The organism is Candidatus Enterococcus testudinis, assembly GCF_002140915.1.
Lineage (GTDB): Bacteria > Bacillota > Bacilli > Lactobacillales > Enterococcaceae > Enterococcus_D > Enterococcus_D testudinis.
On the sequence record NZ_NGKU01000001.1, the window covers coordinates 1,512,186 to 1,535,290 of the forward strand.

Annotated in this window: 29 protein-coding genes and 2 pseudogenes; 26 read left to right on the top strand and 5 right to left on the bottom strand. The window is 34.7% G+C overall.

The window, feature by feature from the left end:
• The coding region (locus A5886_RS16040) for a MerR family DNA-binding transcriptional regulator (protein WP_256926253.1) at positions 1 to 180 on the bottom strand (180 nt) is incomplete at its 3' end.
• 284 nt (positions 181 to 464) lie between these two features.
• On the opposite strand from A5886_RS16040, the gene A5886_RS07175 reads away from it, so the two are divergent.
• The 7 genes from A5886_RS07175 (at position 465) to A5886_RS07195 (ending at position 4,995) form a co-directional block, all read left to right on the top strand.
• Positions 465 to 872, top strand: coding sequence for a hypothetical protein (locus A5886_RS07175; protein ID WP_086274323.1), 408 nt, complete (start codon positions 465 to 467; stop codon positions 870 to 872).
• Positions 873 to 1,149: 277 nt separating this feature from the next.
• On the top strand, positions 1,150 to 1,275 hold the full coding sequence (locus tag A5886_RS16045) for a hypothetical protein (RefSeq protein WP_256926166.1): 126 nt from the start codon (positions 1,150 to 1,152) through the stop codon (positions 1,273 to 1,275).
• Entirely contained in the window at positions 1,272 to 1,424 is a 153-nt protein-coding gene (locus A5886_RS15800) for a hypothetical protein (protein ID WP_179189992.1), read from the top strand. The genes A5886_RS16045 and A5886_RS15800 overlap by 4 nt, the downstream gene beginning before the upstream one ends.
• A 185-nt stretch (positions 1,425 to 1,609) precedes the next feature.
• Positions 1,610 to 1,759, top strand: a complete 150-nt coding sequence (locus A5886_RS15805; RefSeq protein ID WP_179189993.1) for a hypothetical protein — start codon at positions 1,610 to 1,612, stop codon at positions 1,757 to 1,759.
• A 450-nt stretch (positions 1,760 to 2,209) separates the two neighbouring features.
• A complete protein-coding gene (locus A5886_RS16185; protein ID WP_086274325.1) occupies positions 2,210 to 2,449 on the top strand; it encodes a conjugal transfer protein in 240 nt (79 codons plus the stop codon).
• A gap of 231 nt (positions 2,450 to 2,680) precedes the next feature.
• Positions 2,681 to 3,843, top strand: a protein-coding gene (locus A5886_RS07190) for an IS3 family transposase (RefSeq protein WP_143353771.1) whose coding sequence is annotated in 2 segments (ribosomal slippage) — positions 2,681 to 2,957 and positions 2,957 to 3,843 — 1,164 coding nt in all. Because the reading frame shifts where the segments join, the coding sequence is not laid out codon by codon here.
• Positions 3,844 to 4,251: 408 nt separating this feature from the next.
• Complete coding sequence (locus tag A5886_RS07195) at positions 4,252 to 4,995, top strand: SDR family oxidoreductase (RefSeq protein ID WP_086274326.1); 744 nt, start codon at positions 4,252 to 4,254, stop codon at positions 4,993 to 4,995.
• Between the two features lie 109 nt (positions 4,996 to 5,104).
• Here the strand turns inward: A5886_RS07195 and A5886_RS07200 are convergent, their stop codons facing one another.
• From A5886_RS07200 to A5886_RS07210, 3 genes are all read right to left on the bottom strand, one after another.
• Entirely contained in the window at positions 5,105 to 5,512 is a 408-nt protein-coding gene (locus A5886_RS07200) for a cupin domain-containing protein (protein WP_086274327.1), read from the bottom strand.
• 91 nt (positions 5,513 to 5,603) lie between these two features.
• On the bottom strand, positions 5,604 to 6,182 hold the full coding sequence (locus A5886_RS07205; RefSeq protein ID WP_086274328.1) for a hypothetical protein: 579 nt from the start codon (positions 6,180 to 6,182) through the stop codon (positions 5,604 to 5,606).
• Between the two features lie 101 nt (positions 6,183 to 6,283).
• Positions 6,284 to 6,742 carry a MerR family transcriptional regulator gene (locus A5886_RS07210; protein ID WP_218776652.1) on the bottom strand — a complete coding sequence of 153 codons (459 nt, stop codon included), beginning with the start codon at positions 6,740 to 6,742 and terminating at the stop codon, positions 6,284 to 6,286.
• 162 nt (positions 6,743 to 6,904) lie between these two features.
• On the opposite strand from A5886_RS07210, the gene A5886_RS07215 reads away from it, so the two are divergent.
• Together A5886_RS07215 and A5886_RS07220 are read left to right on the top strand one after the other, a co-directional pair.
• Entirely contained in the window at positions 6,905 to 7,414 is a 510-nt protein-coding gene (locus tag A5886_RS07215; RefSeq protein ID WP_256926167.1) for a cyclophilin-like fold protein, read from the top strand.
• Positions 7,415 to 7,456: 42 nt separating this feature from the next.
• A complete protein-coding gene (locus tag A5886_RS07220) occupies positions 7,457 to 8,365 on the top strand; it encodes a MurR/RpiR family transcriptional regulator (RefSeq protein WP_179189995.1) in 909 nt (302 codons plus the stop codon).
• Positions 8,366 to 8,405: 40 nt separating this feature from the next.
• Here A5886_RS07220 and A5886_RS07225 read toward each other — a convergent pair whose 3' ends face one another.
• The gene (locus tag A5886_RS07225; protein WP_086274331.1) at positions 8,406 to 9,908 is read right to left on the bottom strand and encodes a glycoside hydrolase family 1 protein; all 1,503 of its coding nucleotides are present in this window, start codon (positions 9,906 to 9,908) and stop codon (positions 8,406 to 8,408) included.
• Positions 9,909 to 10,175: 267 nt separating this feature from the next.
• Here A5886_RS07225 and A5886_RS07230 point away from each other — a divergent pair, with 267 nt between their 5' ends.
• The 17 genes and pseudogenes from A5886_RS07230 (at position 10,176) to A5886_RS07295 (ending at position 23,101) form a co-directional block, all read left to right on the top strand.
• Positions 10,176 to 12,074, top strand: coding sequence for a beta-glucoside-specific PTS transporter subunit IIABC (locus A5886_RS07230; RefSeq protein WP_086274332.1), 1,899 nt, complete (start codon positions 10,176 to 10,178; stop codon positions 12,072 to 12,074).
• A 125-nt stretch (positions 12,075 to 12,199) separates the two neighbouring features.
• On the top strand, positions 12,200 to 12,511 hold the full coding sequence (locus A5886_RS16050; protein ID WP_256926168.1) for an NAD(P)H-binding protein: 312 nt from the start codon (positions 12,200 to 12,202) through the stop codon (positions 12,509 to 12,511).
• Positions 12,512 to 12,609: 98 nt separating this feature from the next.
• Positions 12,610 to 12,834, top strand: a complete 225-nt coding sequence (locus A5886_RS16055) for a Rossmann-fold NAD(P)-binding domain-containing protein (protein ID WP_256926169.1) — start codon at positions 12,610 to 12,612, stop codon at positions 12,832 to 12,834.
• A 19-nt stretch (positions 12,835 to 12,853) separates the two neighbouring features.
• The gene (locus tag A5886_RS07240) at positions 12,854 to 13,177 is read left to right on the top strand and encodes a carboxymuconolactone decarboxylase family protein (protein ID WP_086274333.1); all 324 of its coding nucleotides are present in this window, start codon (positions 12,854 to 12,856) and stop codon (positions 13,175 to 13,177) included.
• A 67-nt stretch (positions 13,178 to 13,244) separates the two neighbouring features.
• Positions 13,245 to 14,156 carry an AEC family transporter gene (locus tag A5886_RS07245; protein WP_086274334.1) on the top strand — a complete coding sequence of 304 codons (912 nt, stop codon included), beginning with the start codon at positions 13,245 to 13,247 and terminating at the stop codon, positions 14,154 to 14,156.
• Positions 14,157 to 14,179: 23 nt separating this feature from the next.
• The gene (locus A5886_RS07250; protein WP_179189997.1) at positions 14,180 to 15,394 is read left to right on the top strand and encodes an MFS transporter; all 1,215 of its coding nucleotides are present in this window, start codon (positions 14,180 to 14,182) and stop codon (positions 15,392 to 15,394) included.
• Positions 15,395 to 15,614: 220 nt separating this feature from the next.
• Complete coding sequence (locus A5886_RS07255) at positions 15,615 to 15,905, top strand: hypothetical protein (RefSeq protein ID WP_086274336.1); 291 nt, start codon at positions 15,615 to 15,617, stop codon at positions 15,903 to 15,905.
• A gap of 429 nt (positions 15,906 to 16,334) precedes the next feature.
• The gene (locus A5886_RS16190; RefSeq protein ID WP_373404600.1) at positions 16,335 to 16,505 is read left to right on the top strand and encodes a sigma factor-like helix-turn-helix DNA-binding protein; all 171 of its coding nucleotides are present in this window, start codon (positions 16,335 to 16,337) and stop codon (positions 16,503 to 16,505) included.
• Between the two features lie 55 nt (positions 16,506 to 16,560).
• On the top strand, positions 16,561 to 16,758 hold the full coding sequence (locus A5886_RS07260; protein ID WP_256926254.1) for a helix-turn-helix domain-containing protein: 198 nt from the start codon (positions 16,561 to 16,563) through the stop codon (positions 16,756 to 16,758).
• Positions 16,759 to 17,073: 315 nt separating this feature from the next.
• Positions 17,074 to 17,229 carry a DUF3789 domain-containing protein gene (locus A5886_RS15665; protein WP_143353772.1) on the top strand — a complete coding sequence of 52 codons (156 nt, stop codon included), beginning with the start codon at positions 17,074 to 17,076 and terminating at the stop codon, positions 17,227 to 17,229.
• A gap of 19 nt (positions 17,230 to 17,248) precedes the next feature.
• Positions 17,249 to 17,464: a DUF3173 family protein gene (locus A5886_RS07265; RefSeq protein ID WP_086274338.1), complete on the top strand. Its 216-nt coding sequence runs from the start codon at positions 17,249 to 17,251 to the stop codon at positions 17,462 to 17,464.
• Positions 17,439 to 18,577 (top strand): annotated as a pseudogene (locus A5886_RS07270) (site-specific integrase); the annotation flags it as partial. The gene A5886_RS07265 and the pseudogene A5886_RS07270, both read left to right, overlap by 26 nt.
• A 491-nt stretch (positions 18,578 to 19,068) precedes the next feature.
• A pseudogene (locus A5886_RS07275) lies at positions 19,069 to 19,693 on the top strand (zeta toxin family protein).
• Positions 19,686 to 19,856: a hypothetical protein gene (locus A5886_RS07280; RefSeq protein ID WP_086274339.1), complete on the top strand. Its 171-nt coding sequence runs from the start codon at positions 19,686 to 19,688 to the stop codon at positions 19,854 to 19,856. Before A5886_RS07275 ends, A5886_RS07280 begins: the two are co-directional and overlap by 8 nt.
• Positions 19,857 to 20,054: 198 nt before the next feature.
• On the top strand, positions 20,055 to 21,080 hold the full coding sequence (locus A5886_RS07285) for an ABC transporter permease (RefSeq protein WP_086274340.1): 1,026 nt from the start codon (positions 20,055 to 20,057) through the stop codon (positions 21,078 to 21,080).
• Positions 21,081 to 21,092: 12 nt separating this feature from the next.
• Positions 21,093 to 22,391, top strand: coding sequence for a hypothetical protein (locus tag A5886_RS07290; protein WP_086274341.1), 1,299 nt, complete (start codon positions 21,093 to 21,095; stop codon positions 22,389 to 22,391).
• A gap of 14 nt (positions 22,392 to 22,405) precedes the next feature.
• Positions 22,406 to 23,101, top strand: a complete 696-nt coding sequence (locus A5886_RS07295) for an ABC transporter ATP-binding protein (RefSeq protein ID WP_218776632.1) — start codon at positions 22,406 to 22,408, stop codon at positions 23,099 to 23,101.
• The last annotated feature ends 4 nt before the right edge of the window (positions 23,102 to 23,105 follow it).

Genomic DNA, 23,105 nt, shown 5'->3' on the forward strand with positions numbered 1-23,105 from the left:
AACACGATAACTATTTTTATCACGAGTGATTGAAAGAATTATTCCAAATCGTTCATAATAGAGAATCCTATCCACTGTCAAATCCAACATTTCAGCAACTTCCTTAGTATTTATTATTATCGCGTCCTTCTGTGATTTGAAAATCCCTAAATTAAATGAGTAGACTGGCTCATTGATCATTTAATTTTTAATGTATGAAGTAAAATTTAGGGCAATTATAAATGAAAAATTTTACTTTTTTTTGTTCAAAAAAATACTTGCTATTGAGTGAACTTCAACGTGTAAACTAAGCTTAGATGTAGCATGTCCGTCTGTGAACTAGTTTAAAAAATTTGATTTGAAGGGAATTTAATGGCTTGAGAAATTATTTCCGCATGTATAATCTATATGAACTAAGATTCTTAAATATATATGGTACTGAAAAGGACTAGGGCTTAATGACTGTAGAAAAGGAGGTAGAATTCTTGGAAGGAAAAATCTGGAAAATTAGCGGATGTAACCTTTTTCTTCAAATAGGCGATGCGCGAAGTGAAATCGAGTTGGTACCAAATATTTTTGATATGAAGCTTAAATCTACCTCACTCAAAAGTCCGCTTTTGTTTGAAAAAGATCGGACTAATAGTTTTTATTTTTCAAAGAAGCTAGACATGGTCATAGAGGATAAAAGACAGTACCACTCTTCGATTGGAGGCATCTACTATTTTCCTACTTGGAAGTGTCTAGGTATAAATTTAGATGATGAAGAATTCACACTAGACGTGCCAAGATATAATTTAGGAAAGATTAAAGGTAATTTATACCAAATTCAAACATTACAAGTCAAGGAACAGGCTAAATTGTATTGGGAATATACGCTAAAACCTGAGAAATAGGAAAAAGAATGTTTTCATCCCTCCATAACTAAGTATATTAATGAAACATGTTCGACTCCTTTTAGTATCATTTTGGCTTTTTGTTATAAATTAATCACAAATTTATATACAATGGAGGTGGTTTTTATGTATTGGAGTAGATATATATATATATATATATATAATGATTTGTGCTGTTTTTATTTTAGCCGGTTGTAATGATGACATGAGTGAAAATGAATTTCCGAATACGTTAGAATCAAGTTATTCTTCCCAAATCTCAGAAAGGAGTGGAGATTTGCAAAATATGTATTTCGAGTATCAAGCTGTTCCAGAGACATATTATGAATTATCTGAAGTTCAAGGCAATTTGGTTGAAATGTTTTATGAGATGTATGAATCTTTGAAGTATGATCAATTGTGAAACGAGCAATTGTGTATCTGCCTGCCGATTATGATAGTCAAAAGAAATACAATGTCCTCTATCTAATGCATGGGGGTTGGGGAAACGAAACAACTACGTTAGGCACACCAACTGCTTCAACAGAATTTAGAGTATTGTTGACCATTTAATTAGTGAAGGGGATATCGATCCACTTATTATTGTGTGTTCAACATATAATAACTTAAGTACTCAGGATAGTGCTAACTATTCTTGGGCCTTTAATACGCTTACGGTCAACTATCATAACGAGTTAGTAAACGACCTAATTCCAGCAATTGAAGGAGCATATTCAACCTATGCAGAAGGAATAGAAATGAACGACATTGAAGCTTCTCGAGACCACCGCGCATTTGCAAGTTTTTCAATAGGGTCAGTTACAACGTGGCACACACTCGTCAATTGCTTGGATCAATTTCGTTATTTTATACCAATGAGTGGTGCGATGGATTATGAGGGGATCTAGTCGATGCTGCTGTAACAGATTCAAATTATTCACCTGATGAGTTCTCGATTTTTGCTTTAACTGGATCTAATGACTTTGAATTTGGCAATTTTAATCGACAGATTCAATCAATGGTGACAATGACAAGTGGGAATTTCCGTGAACAGTCAAGTGACTCAGAGGGAAATATTCTCTTTCATGTTCAGGAGGGCTATTCTCATGATGGACGAGCGGCTACAGAATATACTTTTAATGGATTAAGATGGTTGTGGCGGAATGAAGAATCTGAGGGTTAATGTCATCTATTCCATAATAAAACATTTTTTTAATATTGAGAAGTGCTTGGAAGAATTTATTATCTCATTTTTAGTGAACCAAAGATTACAGAAGGAAAAAATAATTTTTTTCTGCATACCGAATTTAGATCTTTGAAGATGGAAAAGGGAAGTATATTGTAATTAGCTTGCAACCATGAGTATACAGCTAGAAAATGCGGCATATGAAGCAAAACAAGGAGCAAATATTTCAAAAATTGATTCCAAAACTACGGAAGAAACCACCGAGTTTTTGGAGACATATTTTAAACCTTATCCAACAGCACCGGAAAAAGAACTTAAGTATATGGAGATGTACTTTAGCAAAATAATTCTTTCGTTCCATATCATTTGTTACATCTTTTCAAAAAATATATATTATCATTATGATCCGTAATCCTATATTGATTTAGGATTGCGGATCTGTTTTTATTTTGGAGGAATAACTATGTTTAAAAGAGGAATCAGCACTATTTAGAGTCAGTTCTCAAAGAATTGATGTCCATGGAGATTCAGGTAGTGTTGAAGCACTTTAATGCTGCTGTTCAACTGGTGGATAGGCTACAATTAACTAGACAGAAAAATTAAGGTGTGTAGACTAGAAGAAAACTTACCAGGAGGAATTTTTATGTCTAAGAGAACACAAAGAACTTTTTCACAAGAATTCAAGCAACAAATCGTCAATCTTTACTTAGCTGGAAAGCCACGTGTAGAAATCATTCGAGAATATGAACTAACGGCTTCAGCATTTGACAAATGGGTAAAGCAATCTAAAACGAGTGGTTCATTCAAGGGAAAAGATAATCTTACGCCTGAACAAAAAGAATTGTTAGAACTACGTAAAAGAAACCAGCAATTAGAAATGGAAAATGATATTTTAAAGCAAGCAGCGCTGATATTCGGACGAAGAGACAAGTAATCGATGCGAATAAGCATCTTTACCCTATATCAGCGATGTGCAGAATATTAGGTCTATCACGTCAGTCCTATGATTATCAATCAAAACCAAAGAAAGACGAATCAGAACTTGAAGAAGCAGTCGCTGAAGAATTTATCCGCAGCCGAAAGGCCTACGGCTCAAGAAAAATAAAAAAATCCTTATCAAAACGAGGCATTCAGATCAGCCGACGAAAAATTAGTAGAATCATGAAAAATAGAGGATTAAAATCGAGCTATACTGTTGCTTATTTTAAAGTACATCATTCTACTTGCAATGAAGCCAAAACGACAAACGTATTGAATCGTAAATTCTTAAGAGACAACCCATTAGAAGCGATCGTAACAGACTTGACTTATGTACGAGTCGGGAAAAAATGGAATTATGTCTGTTTCATTTTGGATCTGTTCAATCGAGAAATTCTCGGCTATGCTTGTGGAGAACATAAAGATGCCGTTCTAGTAAAAAAAGCATTTAGCCGTATCAAACAACCTCTGACAGAGGTTGAGATTTTTCATATTGATCGTGGAAAAGAGTTTGATAACCAAGCTATTGATGAATTATTAACAACTTTTGACATCAATCGATCATTGAGTCATAAAGGCTGTCCTTTTGATAATGCCGTAGCTGAATCAACTTTTAAGTCGTTGAAAGTAGAATTTGTCTATCAATACACATTTGAAACCTTACAACAATTGGATTTGGAGTTGTTTGACTATGTCAATTGGTGGAACCACCTTCGGTTGCACGGTACACTTGGCTACGAGACACCGGTTGGTTACCGTAACCAGAGATTGGCGCAGCGAATCCTTGATAATGAGCTCGGAAGTGCTAACGCTAGCAAGGCAGTCTAACTTTAACTGTTAGCTCCTGCCGAAGATCGTCACATCCGAGGAGGCTCATTGTCAAGGACAATCGGAATAGCATACGGAAAGAAGTTCTGCACCTTATAAAATTTGTCAAAAAAACTGTTGCCATTCCAGTAATTCAATTTCATAATTTTGTGCATTAGTATTTCCTATTATTGCATGTATACTTGATTACCTAATACTATTAGAAATTTTGTCAGAAAAGGGAGTAATTTAAAAAGATCGCTATTTAATAAATTTTCTAGTTATTACTAGGCCGAGAGAAAGTATCTCGTCTCTGACATGAATTTTGATTACTGATAAATTTAAATATAAGTCGATTTTTCATTTGACTGAGAGCGTACTCTCAGGTTTATCGTATTGTAGTTAAATAAAATATGGAGGTATTTCTAGATGTCAGTCAAAAACAAAGTTATCATAATTACGGGTGCTTCTTCAGGTATTGGAGAAGCAACGGCAGAGCTTTTAGCAAGTAATGGGGCAAAAGTTGTCTTGGCTGCTAGAAGAGAAGAACGGCTTTCAAAAATTGTAGAGAGTATCAAAACAGAAGGTGGAGAGGCTAGTTATAAAGTAACGGATGTAACGAAACAAGAATCTGTTCAAAAATTAGTTGATTTTGCTATTGAAAAGTATGGGAAATTAGATGTTATATTTAATAATGCAGGAATTATGCCTACTTCACCAATAAGCTCATTACAAGTAGATGAATGGAAAAAAACAGTAGATATTAATTTGATGGGAGTATTATATGGTGTTGCTGCAGTTATGCCGATTTTTACTCAACAAAAGCATGGACAAATTATCACGACATCATCTGTTGCAGGAATAAAGTCATTTGCTGGCTCAGGTGTTTATGGTGCAACTAAGTTTGCAGTAAGAAACCTAATGGAAGTCATCCGAATGGAAAGTGCTCAAGAAGGTACAAATATCAGAACAGCAACTCTATATCCAGCCGCTATCAATACTGAACTTTTGGATACAATCACTAATAAGGCTGCAAAAGAAAGAATGACTGAGCATTATAATAAGGTTGGAATTACTCCGGATGCTGTTGCAAGAGTTGTTTTCTTTGCAATAGATCAACCAGAAGATGTAAATGTTAATGAATTTACGATATATCCAACGAAACAAGTTTGATGAAAAAAGGATTAGGTGCAGATGGCAGAGGTGGTCAATTTTGGATGCCGTATTCAACAGGAAAACACACTACAGATACTCTAATTCTGTAGTGTGTTTGTTTTACTATTTATGGTAGCTTATTATATTCCTCAACATTTACTGGTTCCATCCAGTCGGTACCACCATTTTCAATATTAGTCGTGATAGAAATATGAGTGAACCAACTATCATTTGCAGCGCCATGCCAGTGTTTAACATTCATTGGAATTTGGACGACATCACCCTGAGACAGTGCTTGTGCTTCCTTACCTTCTTCTTGGTACCAACCTCTGCCATCTGTAACAAGAAGAATTTGTCCTCCTTTGTGTGAGTGCCAATTATTCACACAGCCAGGAGCAAAAGTAATATTGCTTGTAGGACAATTTAAATCATTTTTCGGTACCAACGGTTGACGATAAACTTCTCCATTAAAATAAGGGCTATCAAAAAGTTCTCCTAATGCAAAAACAGGACTACTATCTGGTTGCTTTGTCATGTAAAATCTTCCTTTCAAATCAAGTTACCTTAAATATACTCTTGATAGTACACTCTCAGTCAAATCTTTTCTTGTGGAAAATAGCATCGAACTAAGGAATAATTATTTCAATTTGAGATGTTAATTGATTCCGATTTAGAAACTGATGCTTTTCTATTGTATAATGCATAAACCCAGTTGAATCGAATTCATTTATGATATTAAATAAGATCTTATTACTATTATAATCGTTTAGTAAAACTAATTTATTAATTCCCTTAACAGTAAAAAAATCATATGTTTCAAATGTTTCCACTAAGATTCTATTCATATTACCTTCAGGTATAAGAAATACTCTATTTCCATACGACTCAAATTCCTCTTCAGCTAGCTGGATCGATAATGATAATTGAATAATTTCTTGCACAGAGTCCATGTTATACTTGATAAAAATAATTCTGTTTAGGAAACGATATTGTTCCATCTGTGAAGGAGAGTGTGCTGTAACACTTTTAATTACTCGATCTCTAAAAGCCTGTTCACCGTTCAGATCAAAACCGACAACAATTATTAAAAATTCATCATCTAAAACGCGAGAACGATATAAGAGAAATAGATCTTCATAAACACTGTCTATCAAATAGTCATTTAATCCGAATAAAATAATTGAAGACGCCTGTTTTTGTCGCATACTTAATTACCTCTCTGAGTTATTAAAATAAAGATACACTTGAGAGCATACTCTAAGTCAATAAAAAAAACAGGAATTTTTGTATCCTCCATAAAATTTAATTATTCAGAGAAGTTATGAAGTGCATCAACTTTTTGTTTTATCCTAATAATTTCTTCGGGAACTTCGGATTCATCCATTGAATCGTGTACAGTCGTAGTTCCTGCTTTTTTGGAAACTTCGTAACGCCATTTTTTGTACTGAATAAATTCCAAGTATTCTTCTAATTGTGCTATTTGTTCTTTGACTGCAATTTCTCTTTCTTCAAACATCTTAAGGCGTTCATTGATAGTATCGTCACCTTCCATTGCCCAATCAACAAATTGTTTGATATCCCGAATGGACATCCCAGTATTTTTCAAACAGTCGATGAGGAAAAGCCAAGAAAAATCTTCTTTCTTAAATAGGCGAATACCACGTTCACTCCGTTCTACAAAAGGTAACAAACCTGCCTTTGAATAATATCTTAATGTGTGTGGAGAAGTATTAACAATTTTCGCTGCTTCAGCTACAGTATACATCAAATTCATCACTCCAATATATTGTTTGAGAGTTATTCTCAAGTCTGGTTCTAGTTTAACATTTGATTTATACTCTTACAAGTTTCACATAAGATAGTCTATTGACTGAGAGTGCGCTCTCAAGTGTATTCTTAGTTTACTTAGAAAATTGGAGGGGGTTTCTTGAAATTTTATATTATTGTTGTCCTGCTAGGGCTTTTTAGCTTATCGGCGTGCGAACAGCGAGGACAAGAAAAAGACAGTAATAACTTCACAAGCTCGCAGTCAACAAAAAAAAGTGAGGATAGTTTAATGGAGGAAACACAAATGACAACTACACAGGTTAAAGTAATAGTAGGAACACAAGAACTAAAAGCAGAATTTTACGATAATGCTACAACAAAAGCTTTGATTAACGATTTTCCACTAACTGTGCCTATGATGGATTTATACTCTAGAGAGATGTGTTACCGTTTCGATAGAGCTTTACCAGCAGACGAGGCTGAAACAAGTGGGTATGAAGTAGGTGACATAGCCTATTGGACTCCTAGACACAGCTTCGTAATTTTTTATGAACAAAACAACGAAGTAATAAGTGATCTACAAAAGATTGGAAGGATAACTTCTGGAGTTGAGATATTCAAAAAAACCGGGGATATAGAAGTTACATTTGATTATTTAGATTATCTATAATAAACCTGTATAATTAAAATTCTACTGAGGGGAATGATTGCTGTGTATCTTTTTCAAAAAATTGAAGAAGCTGCTGTAAGATACAATGATGCAAGAAAAAATATTGGAGATTTTCTATTATTAAAGAAAAGTAAAATAAGAGATTATTCAATGCAACAAATTGCTGAACAAACATATACATCAAAAACGACCCTCTTCAGATACGCACAATCGATGGGTTATTCTGGGTGGAAAGAATTTCTCCAAGATTTTCTTGAAGAGGCGAATTATACTGAAAATCATTACTCTGAGGTAGATCCTAATTTGCCATTTATGCCAAATGACACTACGGAATCCATTGTTAAAAAGATTACTAAAATACAGATAGAAAGTTTAGAAGAAACCGCCGATCAAATTGATACTTACGCCTTGGATAAAGCAACGAGTATGATTCTATCATCGAGATATATAGTTCTATTTGGAATAAGTCCCAATAATCTTCTCGGTAGAGTTTTAAAACGAAAAATGGAAAGTATAGGGATAATTATGTCTGTTGCTTCTGTTGATGAAAGTGGAATGGTCTCAGCTGCATTAAAGGAAGGGGATTGTGCTGTTATTGTTTCATATTCAGGAAATAACGATTTAAGAGAACCAATGAAATATATCAAACCACTAAAGGATAGGGGGGTCAATCTGATTGGAATAACAGGAGGTGGGAATAATTATATTCGTCAGAATATTGATTGTGTATTAACTATTTCATCCAGAGAAAGGCTGTACAGTAAGATATCTAACTTTACATCTGAAGAATCTATCATGCATATTTTCAATTTGTTATATGCATGTTGCTTTGCTCAAAATTTTGATGAAAACTACACACATAAAGTACAAAACTCACAGGAATTAGAGTATCGAAGAAATGCTTCGCTTTACAGTATGCGTGAAGGTGAATTTGATGATTTGAAAGAATAAAATGACCAACAAAGCTTAGACTTTGTTGGTCATTTTAAAACTAGACTGTTACTTGACTTTTTTCTTCAAGAACGCTAGCACCATTAGTTTCAATTACCTTCTTATACCAATTAAATGATTTTTTCTTGATACGATTATACGTACCGTTACCGTAATCGTCTAAATCTACATAGATAAATCCATATCTTTTCGACATTTGACTCGTTGAGTTTGAAAGTAAGTCTATAGGCCCCCAAGCTGTGTAACCCATTAGTTCTACGCCATCTTCATGGATTGCATCATACATTGCTTTGATATGAGCATCGATATAGTCAATACGATATTGATCATCAATGGTTCCATCTTCTTGGACAACGTCCTTTGCACCTAACCCATTTTCAACAATCATCAATGGTTTTCTGTAGCGATCATATAAATCAACTAGGGATAATCTTAAACCGGAAGGGTCAATTTGCCACCCCCATTCACTTGCAGGCAGGTGAGGGTTTTTTATTCCGATTGTAGTGTTACCAGCTGTTAAAGCTAAACCGTCAGCATTTGCCGCAACACAAGAAGTTTGATAGAAACTGAATGAAACAAAGTCAACCGGATTATTTTTCATCACTTTTGCATCGTCTTCTGTCATGTGAATATCAATATTATTGTTTTTAAATTTTGCTTTTAAAAACGCCGGATATTCACCAAATACTTGAATATCACAAAAAGCATAGACTTGTCGCATTCTTTGTTGTGTAGCTAAGACATCCTCTGGCTTACAACTATAGGGATAGTATGTTAATTTTGTTGTCATACATCCCACCTTAGCAGCAGGATCTATTTCATGGATTAATTTTACAGTTTTTGCACTTGCTACAAACTGATGATGCATAGCTTGATACATAACTTGTTGGAATTCATCAGGGCTAAACCGAGACTCAATTAATCCTCCTGTCATAAATGGATGGCGTAAAATACTGTCAATTTCATTAAATGTCAACCAGTATTTTACTTTCCCTTTAAATCGATTAATGACTGATTCAACATAGTTCATAAAGAAATCAATCGCTTTTCTATTATACCAGCCATTATATTTACGGCAAAACTCTAAAGGTGGTTCGTAGTGAGAAAGCGTAATGATTGGTTCTATTCCATAAGAAAGACATTCGTTGATAACATTTTCGTAAAATTGAAGCCCCTTCTCATTAGGAGTCGTCTCATCTCCATTAGGGAATATTCTAGACCAAGCAATAGAGAAGCGGTATACTTTGAAGCCCAGTTCTGCGAACAAGGCTATATCTTCCTGGTAATGATTATAGTGATCAATTCCATGTCTTTTAGGATATTTTGTCAAATCTGTAGATTTCAGTGCATCATCAATCATTTCATCAGTAATATCAGTATTTGCATGTACATTATTTAGTTCAGCGATAGATTTTGGATCACGAAATAGCATTACATCAGCAGTAGAAGGTCCTTTGCCATCAATATTCCAAGCTCCTTCAATCTGATTTGCGGCAGTCGCGCCACCCCATAAAAATCCATCTGGAAAAGTTTTTTTACACATACGCATTCTCCTTTTTTTATTTATTAACAGCTTATCAAAAAAAAGGAACAAGTGCGTTCCTCTTTGTTCCGGAAAAAAAGGAAAAAAATAGTTTTTATGGAACACTGTTCCTAATTGGTTGAAAACGCTTGTTTCGTTGTATTTAGGATGGTACTGTTGGTTTACAAATTGAAGGCGTCATACTTTGCGCAGAGTAGCCTTTTTTGATTATTCCTTGTTCTATTCAGCTGAAACAAGAGATTTTCTAAAAAGAAAAGGAGAAAAAAGATGAGTAGAAAGTACGAAAAGCTTGCTAAGGATATTGTTGACAATGTCGGTGGTATTAGTAATATTGAATCACTTCATCACTGTCAAACAAGACTTCGTTTTAAACTAAAAAATAATAGCTTAGCTGATAAGGAAACGATTTCTGAATTAGATGGTGTCCCAAAAGTATTGATCAATGGAGGAATGTTTCAAGTTGTTATAGGTATGCATGTAGCCGAAGTTAATGAAGAGGTTGAGAAGTATATGGCTTCGAAAGGTTTCACTGGCGGAAACACTTCAGGACAATCTGACTCTGATGAAAAGAAGAAACCATTAGATGTAGTTGCCGATTTTGTTTCAAGTATTTTTTCTCCAATCATTCCTGCTCTAGCAGGTGCAGGAATGGTAAAAGCATTTTTAGCTATTCTAGTTACTTTCAATTTAGTAGATCCTGCAAATCAGACCTACGTTATCATTAATATGATAGGAGATGCGACATTTGCATTTCTACCAATTTTACTTGGTTTTACTACTGCTCAAAAATTAAAGGTGAACCCATACCTTGCTGCTGTAGTAGCAGGAATCATGGTTCATGCAACTTGGGGAGGTCTAGTCGAAGCAGGAAATCCTGTGGATTTATTTGGATTCTTACCGCTATATTTGGTTCGTTATACGAACTCAGTTATTCCTATAATTTTAGTTGTATTAGTACAAGCACCAATTGAAAAATTCTTGAATAAGATTGTTCCGAAAGCTTTAAGACTCGTTTTTGTTCCTATGATTCTGTTTATGGTAATGGGTGTTTTAGCTCTTTCAATCATTGGACCAGCGGGAGATTATATTGGTGCCATCTTTACTTCAGGTTTCACATGGTTGAGTGAAAATGTAAGTTGGGCGCCTGCTTTAGCTATGGGAGGACTATACTCGTTATTAGTTATATTTGGATTACATCATGGTTTAGCTCCGCTTGGATTCATACAATTATCTCAAATGGGATACGACTCAATCTTTGGACCCGGTGTATTATTAGCTAATGTTGGGCAAGGAACAGCTTCGCTTATTGTTGGTCTTTTATCAAAAGATTTGAAGACTAAGCAAATTGGTACTTCAGCTGGTATTACAGGTTTAATGGGGATTACTGAACCAGCATTATATGGTCTAAATGTTCCTAAAAAATATCCATTGATCGCTGGTTTAATTGGAGGAGCAGCTGGAGGGCTATTTGCTGGAATTACAGCAACAAGACGCTTCGCAACAGGGTCTTCTGGATTGCCAGCTGTAGTCATGTATATTGGTGATAATTCGATGCGCTATTTTTATCAAATTCTAATTGCTTTAGCAATCACTATTACAGTATCAGCTATCGCAACAGTAGTTTTGTTCAAACGATATGATGGTAAAGAAGAAACTGATAAGAATGTGAAAAAAGTGGACTCAGAACCAATTATTTCTAATGATGACGTTACAATTACCAGTCCTGTAAATGGAAGAGTAATTCCCCTGTCACAAGTTAATGATGAAGTCTTCTCAGCTGGATTATTGGGAAAAGGAGTTGGAGTTGAACCTTCGGATAATCAGATTGTCGCTCCTTTTGACGGGGTAATAAATACCTTATTCCCTACAAAACATGCCATCGGAATCGTTTCAGATAGTGGAACTGAAGTATTGATTCACATAGGGATTGAGACAGTCGAATTAGGAGGAAAATATTTCGAAACACACGTTAAACAAGGCGATTATGTTAAGCGAGGACAATTATTGGTCACGGCTGATTTTAGAAAAATAAGCGAGGCCGGTTACAATACTCAAATTCCAGTTGTTATCATAAACTCAAATGATTATGAAAATATAGAGCCAGTCAATATCAGTAGCATTCATATCAACGATTTATTGATGAAGGTTCATCCCAAGCTAGTTTAACATTTTTAGAGAATCCCTTTGTTATTTTGGGGTTCTCTTTTCTCTTTATTGGAATTTATTTGTTGACTTAGAGTATACTCTCAAGCTTATTCTTTTAAAGAAAGAAATATAAGGAGGATTCTTTTATGAAGGTTTTTATTATCGGAGCTTCTGGAAGAGTCGGAAGCTCACTTTGTATGGAGCTGGTAAAACGAGGGCATCCTGTTTATGCAGGAGCAAGAAATCTCTCGAAGATTAATAAGAGTAAGAGTATTATTCCAGCCAGCATAGATTTACACAACCCTATTGAAGCATTGGTTACGGCATACGGGGACGCAGATGTTGTTTATTTTACGGTGGGAACAAATGGTAGAGATTTACTTCAAATCGAAGCCTACGGTGCCGTAAAAGCCATGCAAGCAGCAGAAAAAAAGGTATTAAACGGTTCATCCTTCTAAGTGGTTTTTTTGCCACACGACCGGCCTATTGGGAATTACCAGAAATTAAAGGTATGAAGAATTATTGTATAGCTAAATTTTTTGCTGATCATTAGTTAATGGATCAATCCGACTTAAACTACACTATTTTACAACCTTCTCGTTTAATGGAAGCTCCAGCCGATGGAAAAGTGAGATTTGGTGTTGAAAATTTGGGAGAGAATTCTATTGATGGTGTAGCAGACGTCTTGGCACAAATGTTGGATCATTCAAATACGATTGGTATAGTTATTAGGATGAGTGGCGGAGAAACTCCCATTCCCGAAGCATTATCTAAAATTTAAATTCTTGGAGGTAGAAAAAATGAGTAATAAAGTAACAGCTGGAAGAGATAAACTAGGAAAGTTTGCTCCTCAATTCGCAGCATTTAATGATGATGTATTATTTGGTGAAGTTTGGTCAAGAGAATCTGAACTTTCTCCACGAGATAGAAGCATAGTTACTATTTCGGCATTGATATCAGCTGGAAGTTTCGAACAACTGAGTGTCCACCTAAAGAAGGCTAAAGCCAACGGTGTAACAAAAGACGAAATTGTAGAAATAATTACACAGTTAGCATTCTATACTGGATGGCCTAAAGCATGGTCCGCATTTAATCAAGCAAAAGAAATTTTCAATGAGGACTAATTTTAGACGATTTTTAAATGCTAGAACAGTTTTCTAGCATCTTTACTTTTATTAAGAGGAGAAGCCTATGGATCATTTTTTTCAAATGTTATCAATTCAATTAACGTTGATTGTATATTTAATTGCTGGAATCATATGCTTTAGATTATCAATAATCACCGAGGTGAATAGGAAACAATTCATTGGTTTTATTCTAACGATCCTCATGCCTTGTATGGTTTTCAATTCATTTAAAGAAGTGACCATCTCAATGTTAAAGGAAGGTTTTTTTGCATTATTAATTTCACTAGTTGCTTGTCTATTAGCTTCAATACTTGGTAAAGTCATCTATCAAAATGTTTCTGAAACTCGAAGAAACATCATGAGATATGGGACTTTGATTAATAACGCCGGGTTTGCTGGACTTCCGATTGTTGAATCCATGTTTGGAAATGAAGGGTTAATTTTAGCATCAATATTTCTAATACCTATTAGAATATTCATGTGGTCAGCAGGGATTACGATGTTGTCACAAGAAAAACAGTCAAAAAAGCTTATACTATTTCAATTACTAAAAAATCCATCCATTATTGCTGTATTTTTGGGATTGTTTCGGGGGTTATTGAGAATTGAGCTACCACAATTTATTGACTCTGCCCTAGTATCTATGTCAGACGCCGTTTCACCTTTAGCAATGATAGCCGTGGGGTCTATTATTGCAACAATTAGTTTAAAGGGACTCATTGATAACAATGTTCTTCTTTTCACATTTATAAGACTAATTGCAATCCCATTACTGACTTTGTTTAGCTTAAAGGCATTAGGATTTAGTACTGTAATTGTCGGAGTATCTGTTATCCTTACCTCTATGCCAGCAGCAACATCTACAGCTCTACTAGCATCACAATATGAATCTGATGACATCTTTGCATCAAAACTTGTTTTTGTAACTACTATTCTTTCCACAATCACTACACCTTTATTAATGGCTTTGCTATAAAAATATTATTTCAGGAGGAAACTATGCAAAATTTATCTAGTGTTAATAAAAAAAATACAACACTTTCTTTCTGGTTTGCGACACTATCCTTAATCACTCTTTTTGCTGCTTCAGCGAGCCCAATACCTTTATATAGTATCTATCGTAATTCAATCGGTTTAACTACTGAATCTATATCGCTAACCGCTGTGTTTTATTTTATTGGTTGTATTATTTCATTAATAATACTTTCGAGGTTGTCAAATTACCTTGGTAGAAAGCCGGTTTCTGTTGTAGCACAATTATTAGGAATGACTGGTTTATTATTGCTTCTGACTGCAACATCACCGCTAGGAATAATTGAAGCGCGTTTTTTTCAAGGACTAGCTTGCGGACTTGCTTCTAGTGTGATGTCTGTTTTTATCGTTGAAAGTAGTGCAAATAAGTCACTTACGTTAGTGAATGCCATCACTGGGTCATCAGTATTAGTTGGTCTTGCATTCGGTGGTCTACTTTCTGGGGTATTTGTTCAAATTAATTCACACGGATCAAAATATATTTATTGGTTACTCTTTATTCTCTTAGCTATCTGTTCGGTAGGAATTTTAAAAGGAAAAGAATCTATTCCAAAGAGAATAGGTGCTATAAAATCGTTACGACCACAAATAAAGATTCCAATCGAAGCACGTAAATATTTACCTTCGGCAATCGGTATCTTTGCGGGAACTTGGGCAATTGGTGGATATTTCCAGGCATTCAGTTCAACAATTGGAGTCACAGTATTTCATATGAATAGTCCGATTATATCTGCCATTATTCTAGCCAGTTTTATGGCACCAAATCTGCTTGGTAGTAGCTTGAGCGGAAGATTAAATCAAATTAGAGGTGAAAACATAGGTATTTTAATATTTATGCTATGTATAATGATGATGTACATATCTTTTTTAGTAAAATTATTTCCGCTATTCTTGATAGCATCCATCGTTGCGGGAATAGCTCAAGGGATTGCTTACTCTAGTGCTATGCAAGCCCTATTAATTAAATCCCGAGAAGAGGAGAAAGCGGGAGTTCTATCAGTGATTTATTTTATTTCGTATGGTGGAGCGGCGTTACCAAGTTTTATTTTAGGAAGGTTCTCAAATCATTTAGATTTTTATCAGATAAGCTTAACATATTTAATCATTGTTTTATTGCTAGGTTCATTAACTTTGATATATAACTCAAAAATAAGAAATAAAGAACAGCCCAAGAACATCTAATTGTTGCTTGGCCTGTTCTTTATAATCGATATCTTTTTATGTTCAACTATTTAACTCCAATGCTAAACATTATGCTCTTCTATATACAGTAGAAAATGCTAAGTAATTTTATTGACATAAAAATTAAACCAAGTAGTAGTTCAATGAATTATTACTTTTTTATTTTTGTGGTTTCAAAATTCTATCCAGTGACTATTTAACACATGGAAGGAGGATTAGAATGTCGATCGAAAAAGAAAAAAGAATGCTATACGACTTAATGAGAGAAATAATCGAAGAAAGGAGAATGCTGACAAAGCTATATTTTGAATTGAAGGAGCATATTAAAAAAATGAACACTCCAATCAATACTGAAGATTGTGATAGGAATGATCAAATAATAGAAAAAGAAAAAACAATTTCTACTTTAAAAAAGGAAAAAAAATTCAAGAGGCTAATTATTTTAGAAAAAACCGGACAGCACATTACGTGTCTTTTGAAAGAATTACATCCGGTGTTGTATCTATCTTAAAGAATAGTTCAGTTCCGTTAAGCAATAAAGAACTGATTTCACGGTTAACTAGTGATCTTGAGATTCATCTTACTTATTCAAATTTAACATGTAATATCTTGCCAAAAATGCATAAAGATGACTCTATTCCAGTATATAGAGCATACAGAGGTTATTGGCAATATAGAAGATAACAACATACTTGTCAAATTTTTCAAAAGCAGGTGCGAAATTTTGAATGAAGAAGAGTTAACCTATAGTTTCATAAAGTACATTCATTTATGCTTGGTAAATCATGCAGGGAAGTACTATAAAAACAAGTTCAATAATTCACATTAGATCTCATATGAAGAATCTGTAACTGAGGCTTTGTTACAAAACTCTACGGGATTAGATAGACAAAAATCATTGAATCCAGTAGAGTTTCTCGAAGAAAAATCATTATATGAAATGGTGAATGATAGTCTAACTAATTTGAGTTGTGAAGAACTAGCCATTTTATATATGAAATACTTTTTAAAAAAATCTGATAGAGAAATTGGGACTCTGATTGGGATTTCAAGCCAAGCAGTTTCCAAACGAAAGAGAAAAATAGTTCAAAAGATTCGTAAAAAAATTTAGGGACACTTACTCCTCCAAAAAGAGAATTTTCTGGGAGGAAATAATTTTGGAGAATATGCGTACCCTTATTAATTTGGCGAAAAGTGATAACGAACAAGCAATGATAAATTTGATAAAACAATTTGAACCTTTGTTAATAAAGTTGGCTACTAAATATTCAAATAGAATCGATGAAGATTGCTACCAGGAATTGTCAGTAAAGTTTATTCTAGCCGTTAGCAAATTTGATTTGAATAAATTTGAAAGAAAGTAGTTTCAAAAATGAATCAACAGACTATTTAATGAATGAGAAGTAATTGATCTTTGAAAACTGAATAATATAGGTTAGGTACGTTTAGTTTCAAAATGAGCCTATATCGAATTGACGCCAGAATATCTTTTAAAAAGATGAGCGAAACTCAATTGCGATAAATCACTAATGTATTGTTACAGTGACTGCGAAGATTTTTTGAAATGATAATGATACTTCTGTAAAGCTCGACGTAAATAGCGGAGAGGTGAGATTCCTATGTACCTTTGGTAACAATAAGGTAACCTAACCTAGTTCAAAAAATTATGGAGGATAAAGATGAGTATTTTTATTGGAGCAATATTATTCTTTACAGGTGGTTTTATTGGAGTAAGCATAATGAGCCTTATCCAAGTTGGTGCAAAATCAGATGAAGTATTTAGGTCTGAAAAATCAATACAAAGTAATATAATCATTGATAAGACCCTCCCCTAAAATAAAAGGGGGTGTTATAATGAATATAATAACGAAGAAAGATCTAATGAATTTAGGCTACTCTTATTATTATGCGAACAAAATTTTCAAGAAGTGTAAAGAACAACTTGTGATAGATGGATATGTATTTTACAAGAATAGTAAAATCAAGAGAATTCCAGTATCTACTATTGAAAAAGTTCTCAATATTTCTTGGGAGGAACATCATAATGAGACGAATAGCAAACGTTTATAAGGATAAAACAAAAAATACTTGGTTTTACTCAGCGACTCTAGGAGTAGATCGTTTTGGGAAAAGGATTCAGCGTTCAAAAAAAGGTTTTACTAGCCAGCGTGAAGCAAATGAAGCACTGGAAGAAGCAAGACGTAATTTCAAAGAATCTGAAGGAGTTTATCTAAAAGGGATAAAATTTAAAGACTATTTTGATAAGTATTTTTTCCCTTGGTATAAATTAGGTACTGTTGAAAAAACGTACATCAAAACGGAGAACGCGCTAAATCGAGCAATAGTGTTTTTTGGTAATATGCAAGTTGAAAATATCAGGCCGATTCATATCCAGGAATTTCAACAATACTTGGCGAAGGAATGTTTTATTCAAAACAAAGATGGATCAAGAAGGAACTTGTCGAATAACTATATTAAACAGATTTTTAACAAACTTAGAGTAGTTTTTGAACGTGCTAAAGTTTTAGAGGTCATTAAAGAAAATCCAGTAGATTCGATTGGGAAAATAAGAACTGAACGTCCAGTAATTGACTTTTGGACATATGAAGATTTTAAACGAGTTTATCAAACTTCTTATTGTGTGATTATTACGAAGACTTTTATAAAAGAATGATGCGTTTCTTGTTTGTTACTGGCTTGAGAAGCGAAGAATTATTTGCGCTAAAATGGGAAGATATTGATTTTTCCAAGATGACTTGTGATGTGAATAAATCTCTTTACATTAAAACCAGAACGGATTATGAATTCTCTGAAACTAAAAATCGTTCTAGTATAAGAACCATTGCCCTTGATCAAAAGACAGTACAAGATTTAGAGTCATGGCGAAAAGAACAAGAACAGATTGGTGAGATTGAGTTTGTCTTTTCTTTTGATGGATTGCCACCATCTCCCAAAACATTTCGAACACGAATTCAAAAGTTAGCTGTTCAAGCTGGCGTAAAACCAATTAAATTACATGGATTGAGACATTCACATGTTGCATTTTTAATTGAACACAATAAAAATATTTATGCTGTATCAAAACGACTCGGTCATTCCTCAATTAAAACAACTTTAGACAAGTACGGTCACCTTTATCCTGAAACTCATCAACAGCTGGCTGACGAGTTTCACAAGATTCAATATCTAATCAATCGATTGGGATTTTTGCTGTCGATTTACTGTATTTCACTATTTTTATTTTTTAAACATTGTCAGGTCAAGCTTTATCCATATTAGACTTCAAAGAAAATGGATGAGGACGAATCGAAGAAATAGTAAGGGTTTGTTTGAAAACAGTAGCTTCATAATGGTTGAGAATAATAGTTTTGCCTACGATGACTTTCATTCGTAGGCAATTTTTTTATAATGACTGTCTTTTGAGTAAAATAAAATTTATAGTTGGTCAGAATGAATGACTTCTACACGTGATTATTGGTAAATCATGCGAATATTTCTGGTGAGTTATTTTTTTCCTAGAATTTGGGTTGTATCTCAAACCTACTTAATCTACACTTGATGATCATCCTAGTTTATCAGCATAAAAATATGATAAACTAAGAAGAAGCGTCAGGAGGTGCATTAAACTGTCAGAGGATTACTCATTACAATATGCGAAGGAAAACAAAAAATCGATGATTTCTTATATTACCGATGGGAAAGAAAAAGAAGATGAAAAGACTGCCATTTTTATGGCCGGGAGTCCTTGGCTGGAAAAACAGAAGTTGCCCAAATATTATCGGCATTGAATAGCAATCTTTGTGTGATTGATGCTAACAAATTTCGTGTCCTATTTCCAGGTTACGTTGGGAATAATTCAAATGAATTTCAACGAGGATCATCACTTTTGGTAGATGCTTCACTCGATTTAGTTCTAAAAAAGGGCTACAGTTTTATTCTGGATGGTACTTTTGCGACCTCGAAGGTCAATCAAAATGTTGAACGGGCACTTAAAAAGAATTATAATGTGCTTGTCTACTATGTCTATCAAGATCCATTTATTGCATGGGATTTTACTAAAAAAAGAGAAGAAATTGAAGGACGCTTTGTTCCTAAAGAACGATTTATCAATGCTTTTTTCCAATCAAGAAAAAATTTGATGCGTGTGAAAGTCAAATTTCTTGATAAGGTAGTAATCAATATCTTAGTGAAGGACTTTCAACATACGATTTCTGATATTTTGATGGACATTGATAATGTTAATTAACAGTGCCAATTAGTTATACAAAAGAAAGATTGGAGGAGGAGCTGCATGACTGAGAAAGAAAAAGTTGAGGAAATTATGGCAAAGTATAACCGTAACTTTTCCACGCTACAAAAGAATGCTTCTGCGAAAGAGCTGAAGACAGTCTTTAAATTTGTAGCTGATGAATCCAACCGGAAACAACGTGAATTGATTGGTTTGGATAAAGAACAAAATTGAATTGAGCATTATCGTAGAAACCAAGAGCAAAACTGTTCTTGGTTTTTTTCTTTGCTCAAGAAGTTAGGATAGAAAACATCAACAACTAAAAAACTCCATTCTAGCTACAGTTTAAATCCACATTCCATTGATAATATATAGCTAATATAAAAAGTAGATATACCTCAGTTCAAACTTTTTATCAAAAGGAGGCCTTCAGTGAAAAAAATACCCTATGAATATATTTTATACTACTTTCAGCTCGCGCTTGTTTCTTTCTTTATACTGGTTCTCCTATGTTTTCATTTAGATTTTCAAGAAAAAAACTTTTTAAAACGTGGGATGTTTTCAGAGAATTTTATTGGTTTTGACGTGATGAACCATAGCAATCAGCCGCATTCTTTTCCATTTGCAGTATCTAGTGGGGTGGTTCTGTCAAAAGAATTGATCGAAATGCCACAAGAAATTGTTCGTGGATACTATGGTGCTGATATTTTTGGTTTTGCAGATTTTCTTGAGGAAGGAGTGTTTATTCGCGTATCCGATCAAGCACAGAAAAGGCCGGTGGCTGTGCTGGGAAAAGAAATGTTGTCACAAACGGTCGTGAAAAATGGTCGCCGCTATGTTGGTTTTCATCAACAGGAATTTGAAGTGATCGGTGTTTTTCGAGAAACGAAGACGGATCTTGATTTTGCGGTCTACTTGAATCTCACCGCATTACATAGGGAAGATATTGGTGGACGTTACTATATCGATGGCAAAAATGATGCTGAAGTCACTGCAACTTATCATCAAATTGAAGCATCACTAGCCTCTGATATCCAACTGTCAAAAAGTATATTCAGAGAGCATTTGGAATTTGTCATGGCTTCACGTACGAGATTATTGCTTCTATTTGCATTGATTGCCGCCAATGCAAATATAATCGTGACCACTATTTTCTTTATTTATCGGCAAAGATATAAAGTGGCTGTCCAGAAATTATGCGGTATGACCAAAAACGCTATTGCTTTACATTATTTCAAAATATTGCTGTATATCTCAAGTCTTTCTTTTGTTACGGTTGTGCTACTCCGTCAATTTCTTGGCAGTAATCATTATTCTTTGTTTTATCTTGAACGATTAACATGGATGCATTTTGGTGTTTTAGCGGTGAGTATGGCGACTTTGGCCTGTATGATCGTTATCTTCATCCTTTTCTCGATGGAGGAAGTCAATATTAGCGATACGTTAAAGGGGAGTTAAGGAGGGAAGCAGATGCGGTCCATTTTTTTATTGGAACTCAAAGAAATGAAGCATTCAATGATTGTCTTTATCCTTTCCATGCTTGCATTGATTGCAACGTGTTTGACGATCACTTGGTCGGTTGATACATATATTGATTTAAAGGAGAATGAAACACAATTTATTGATGTATTTGGCGAGGGAGAAACTGATATGTATCGGGTGACCTATCAAGGGGACTTTGATGTGTTAGAACGCTTGTTTTACACAGATGCCTTAGCTATGGAACGCAAAGCTGTATTTGAGGCGTTAAGGGACCATCCTGATTTTACCTATACATATACACAGAATGTCGGGATCTTCTTTTTTCTAGAAAATCAAATGCCCCATTACAATGAGGCGATGATAGAAACAGTGAATGAATCTGGCGTTCAATTATGGGGGATGCATGGAGATCCGCTTTTTTTCGAACAATCATCAGTGAACATTGATGAGGGGGATGTTTTTTCACGAGGAGATTATGTAATTGATGAGCCTGATCCGCTTGAATTACCTGTTGTGTTGGGTAGTGGATATAAAGCATATTACCAGATTGGCAGTCAGATTGATGCAGCGTATACGTTGGAGCTGGATCATGTCACACTTGTTGTGAAAGGTTTTTTGGAAGAAGGCAGTTCGGTGACCAGTCATCAAGGTCACAAAATCCTTTTAGATCATTTTATGATCGTACCAGCTATCGAAACAAACTACGATCCGTTTTTGGCAGATGGCTTTGACGAAGTCTTTCTCAGAACTTATCGAACGGATAAATTACTTGATGGACGTTTGGCTTTCCCCGCCGACAAAAGAGAGCATGTGTTGACAGCGGTGAGAGAAATCTTTCATCAATATCAAATGTATGAACTTGCTTTATGGTCTGAAACGGAACAAGCAGTGAGTATTTTATCAGGATTGAAGCAAGAAACCTTGGAATTTACACAGCTGAGTATATTGATTGTTTTTGTTACACTCTCGATGTCAGTCATCCAGGTATATTACAAGGTACTGCGCAATCGTAAAAAATACAGCACGTTTGTTTTGACAGGAATGAAGAAGTTCTCTCTCCTGTCATTAATGAATCTTGAAAGCATACTTCTGATAGTCGCAACCAATGTGATTTATGGCATTTGTGTTATCAGGTTACAAGAAAGGGGAGAAACATTCGGCTTCACTTTACTGACCGTTTGTATCGTTTTGCTCTTTCAGTTCTGTCTATTGATTATGCAAATATTGATAGGCTATACACGCATTTATCAAGTAGATATGAGCAGCACACTCAGACAAAGAGAATAAGAGGAGGGACAAACTTGACATTGGTATATCTCGAAGGCATAGCTAAAACTTATGGGCATAAACAACCCATTGCAGCTTTGAAAGATTTTTCGCTGCAGGTAGATAGTGGCGAGATGATTGCCATTATGGGGAAATCTGGTTCAGGAAAATCAACCGTTCTTAATATTGTATCTGGGATCGATGAACTGGAGCAGGGCATCTATCAATTTGGGCAGCAAATGATCACAGCACTTTCTAGTGAGCAACGTACCCGTTTTCGCAGAGAGCAGATCGGTTTTGTCTTACAACATTTTGCTTTGATTGAAGAATATACCGTCTTTGCCAATATCGCACTGCCACTAAGGTTGCAACGAATGAAAAAAAAGCAAATCCAAGAAAAAGTAAATAAAATTGCTGAAGAGCTGGATATAGCCAGACATCTAACCAAGTACCCGAAAGAACTGAGTGGGGGTGAGGCACAGCGGGTAGCTATTGCACGGGCTATTGTTCACGAACCAAAACTCATTCTAGCGGATGAACCAACAGGTGCATTAGATGAGGAGAATGAAAAAACAATTATGACGATTATGAAACGACTCCATGATGAAGGCAAAACAATCATTATCGTGACCCACGATCAAAGTGTGGCAGATGTTTGTGAGAGAACTGTTCGAATTCAAGATGGTAAAAATTTGGAAGAAAGTGGCGTGTGTATGTATGAAAAAAACTAGATTA

What these genes read in the sequence shown, in the direction of transcription:
- A5886_RS15805 (WP_179189993.1), top strand. Translation starts at nt 1,610, where the DNA reads ATGAACGACATTGAAGCTTCTCGAGACCACCGCGCATTTGCAAGTTTT.
- A5886_RS16185 (WP_086274325.1), top strand. Translation starts at nt 2,210, where the DNA reads ATGAGTATACAGCTAGAAAATGCGGCATATGAAGCAAAACAAGGAGCA.
- A5886_RS07195 (WP_086274326.1), top strand. Translation starts at nt 4,252, where the DNA reads ATGTCAGTCAAAAACAAAGTTATCATAATTACGGGTGCTTCTTCAGGT.
- A5886_RS07200 (WP_086274327.1), bottom strand. Translation starts at nt 5,512, where the DNA reads ATGACAAAGCAACCAGATAGTAGTCCTGTTTTTGCATTAGGAGAACTT.
- A5886_RS07205 (WP_086274328.1), bottom strand. Translation starts at nt 6,182, where the DNA reads ATGCGACAAAAACAGGCGTCTTCAATTATTTTATTCGGATTAAATGAC.
- A5886_RS07210 (WP_218776652.1), bottom strand. Translation starts at nt 6,742, where the DNA reads ATGTATACTGTAGCTGAAGCAGCGAAAATTGTTAATACTTCTCCACAC.
- A5886_RS07225 (WP_086274331.1), bottom strand. Translation starts at nt 9,908, where the DNA reads ATGTGTAAAAAAACTTTTCCAGATGGATTTTTATGGGGTGGCGCGACT.
- A5886_RS07230 (WP_086274332.1), top strand. Translation starts at nt 10,176, where the DNA reads ATGAGTAGAAAGTACGAAAAGCTTGCTAAGGATATTGTTGACAATGTC.
- A5886_RS16050 (WP_256926168.1), top strand. Translation starts at nt 12,200, where the DNA reads ATGAAGGTTTTTATTATCGGAGCTTCTGGAAGAGTCGGAAGCTCACTT.
- A5886_RS16055 (WP_256926169.1), top strand. Translation starts at nt 12,610, where the DNA reads ATGGATCAATCCGACTTAAACTACACTATTTTACAACCTTCTCGTTTA.
- A5886_RS07240 (WP_086274333.1), top strand. Translation starts at nt 12,854, where the DNA reads ATGAGTAATAAAGTAACAGCTGGAAGAGATAAACTAGGAAAGTTTGCT.
- A5886_RS07245 (WP_086274334.1), top strand. Translation starts at nt 13,245, where the DNA reads ATGGATCATTTTTTTCAAATGTTATCAATTCAATTAACGTTGATTGTA.
- A5886_RS07250 (WP_179189997.1), top strand. Translation starts at nt 14,180, where the DNA reads ATGCAAAATTTATCTAGTGTTAATAAAAAAAATACAACACTTTCTTTC.
- A5886_RS07255 (WP_086274336.1), top strand. Translation starts at nt 15,615, where the DNA reads ATGTCGATCGAAAAAGAAAAAAGAATGCTATACGACTTAATGAGAGAA.
- A5886_RS16190 (WP_373404600.1), top strand. Translation starts at nt 16,335, where the DNA reads ATGGTGAATGATAGTCTAACTAATTTGAGTTGTGAAGAACTAGCCATT.
- A5886_RS07260 (WP_256926254.1), top strand. Translation starts at nt 16,561, where the DNA reads ATGCGTACCCTTATTAATTTGGCGAAAAGTGATAACGAACAAGCAATG.
- A5886_RS15665 (WP_143353772.1), top strand. Translation starts at nt 17,074, where the DNA reads ATGAGTATTTTTATTGGAGCAATATTATTCTTTACAGGTGGTTTTATT.
- A5886_RS07265 (WP_086274338.1), top strand. Translation starts at nt 17,249, where the DNA reads ATGAATATAATAACGAAGAAAGATCTAATGAATTTAGGCTACTCTTAT.
- A5886_RS07280 (WP_086274339.1), top strand. Translation starts at nt 19,686, where the DNA reads ATGACTGAGAAAGAAAAAGTTGAGGAAATTATGGCAAAGTATAACCGT.
- A5886_RS07290 (WP_086274341.1), top strand. Translation starts at nt 21,093, where the DNA reads ATGCGGTCCATTTTTTTATTGGAACTCAAAGAAATGAAGCATTCAATG.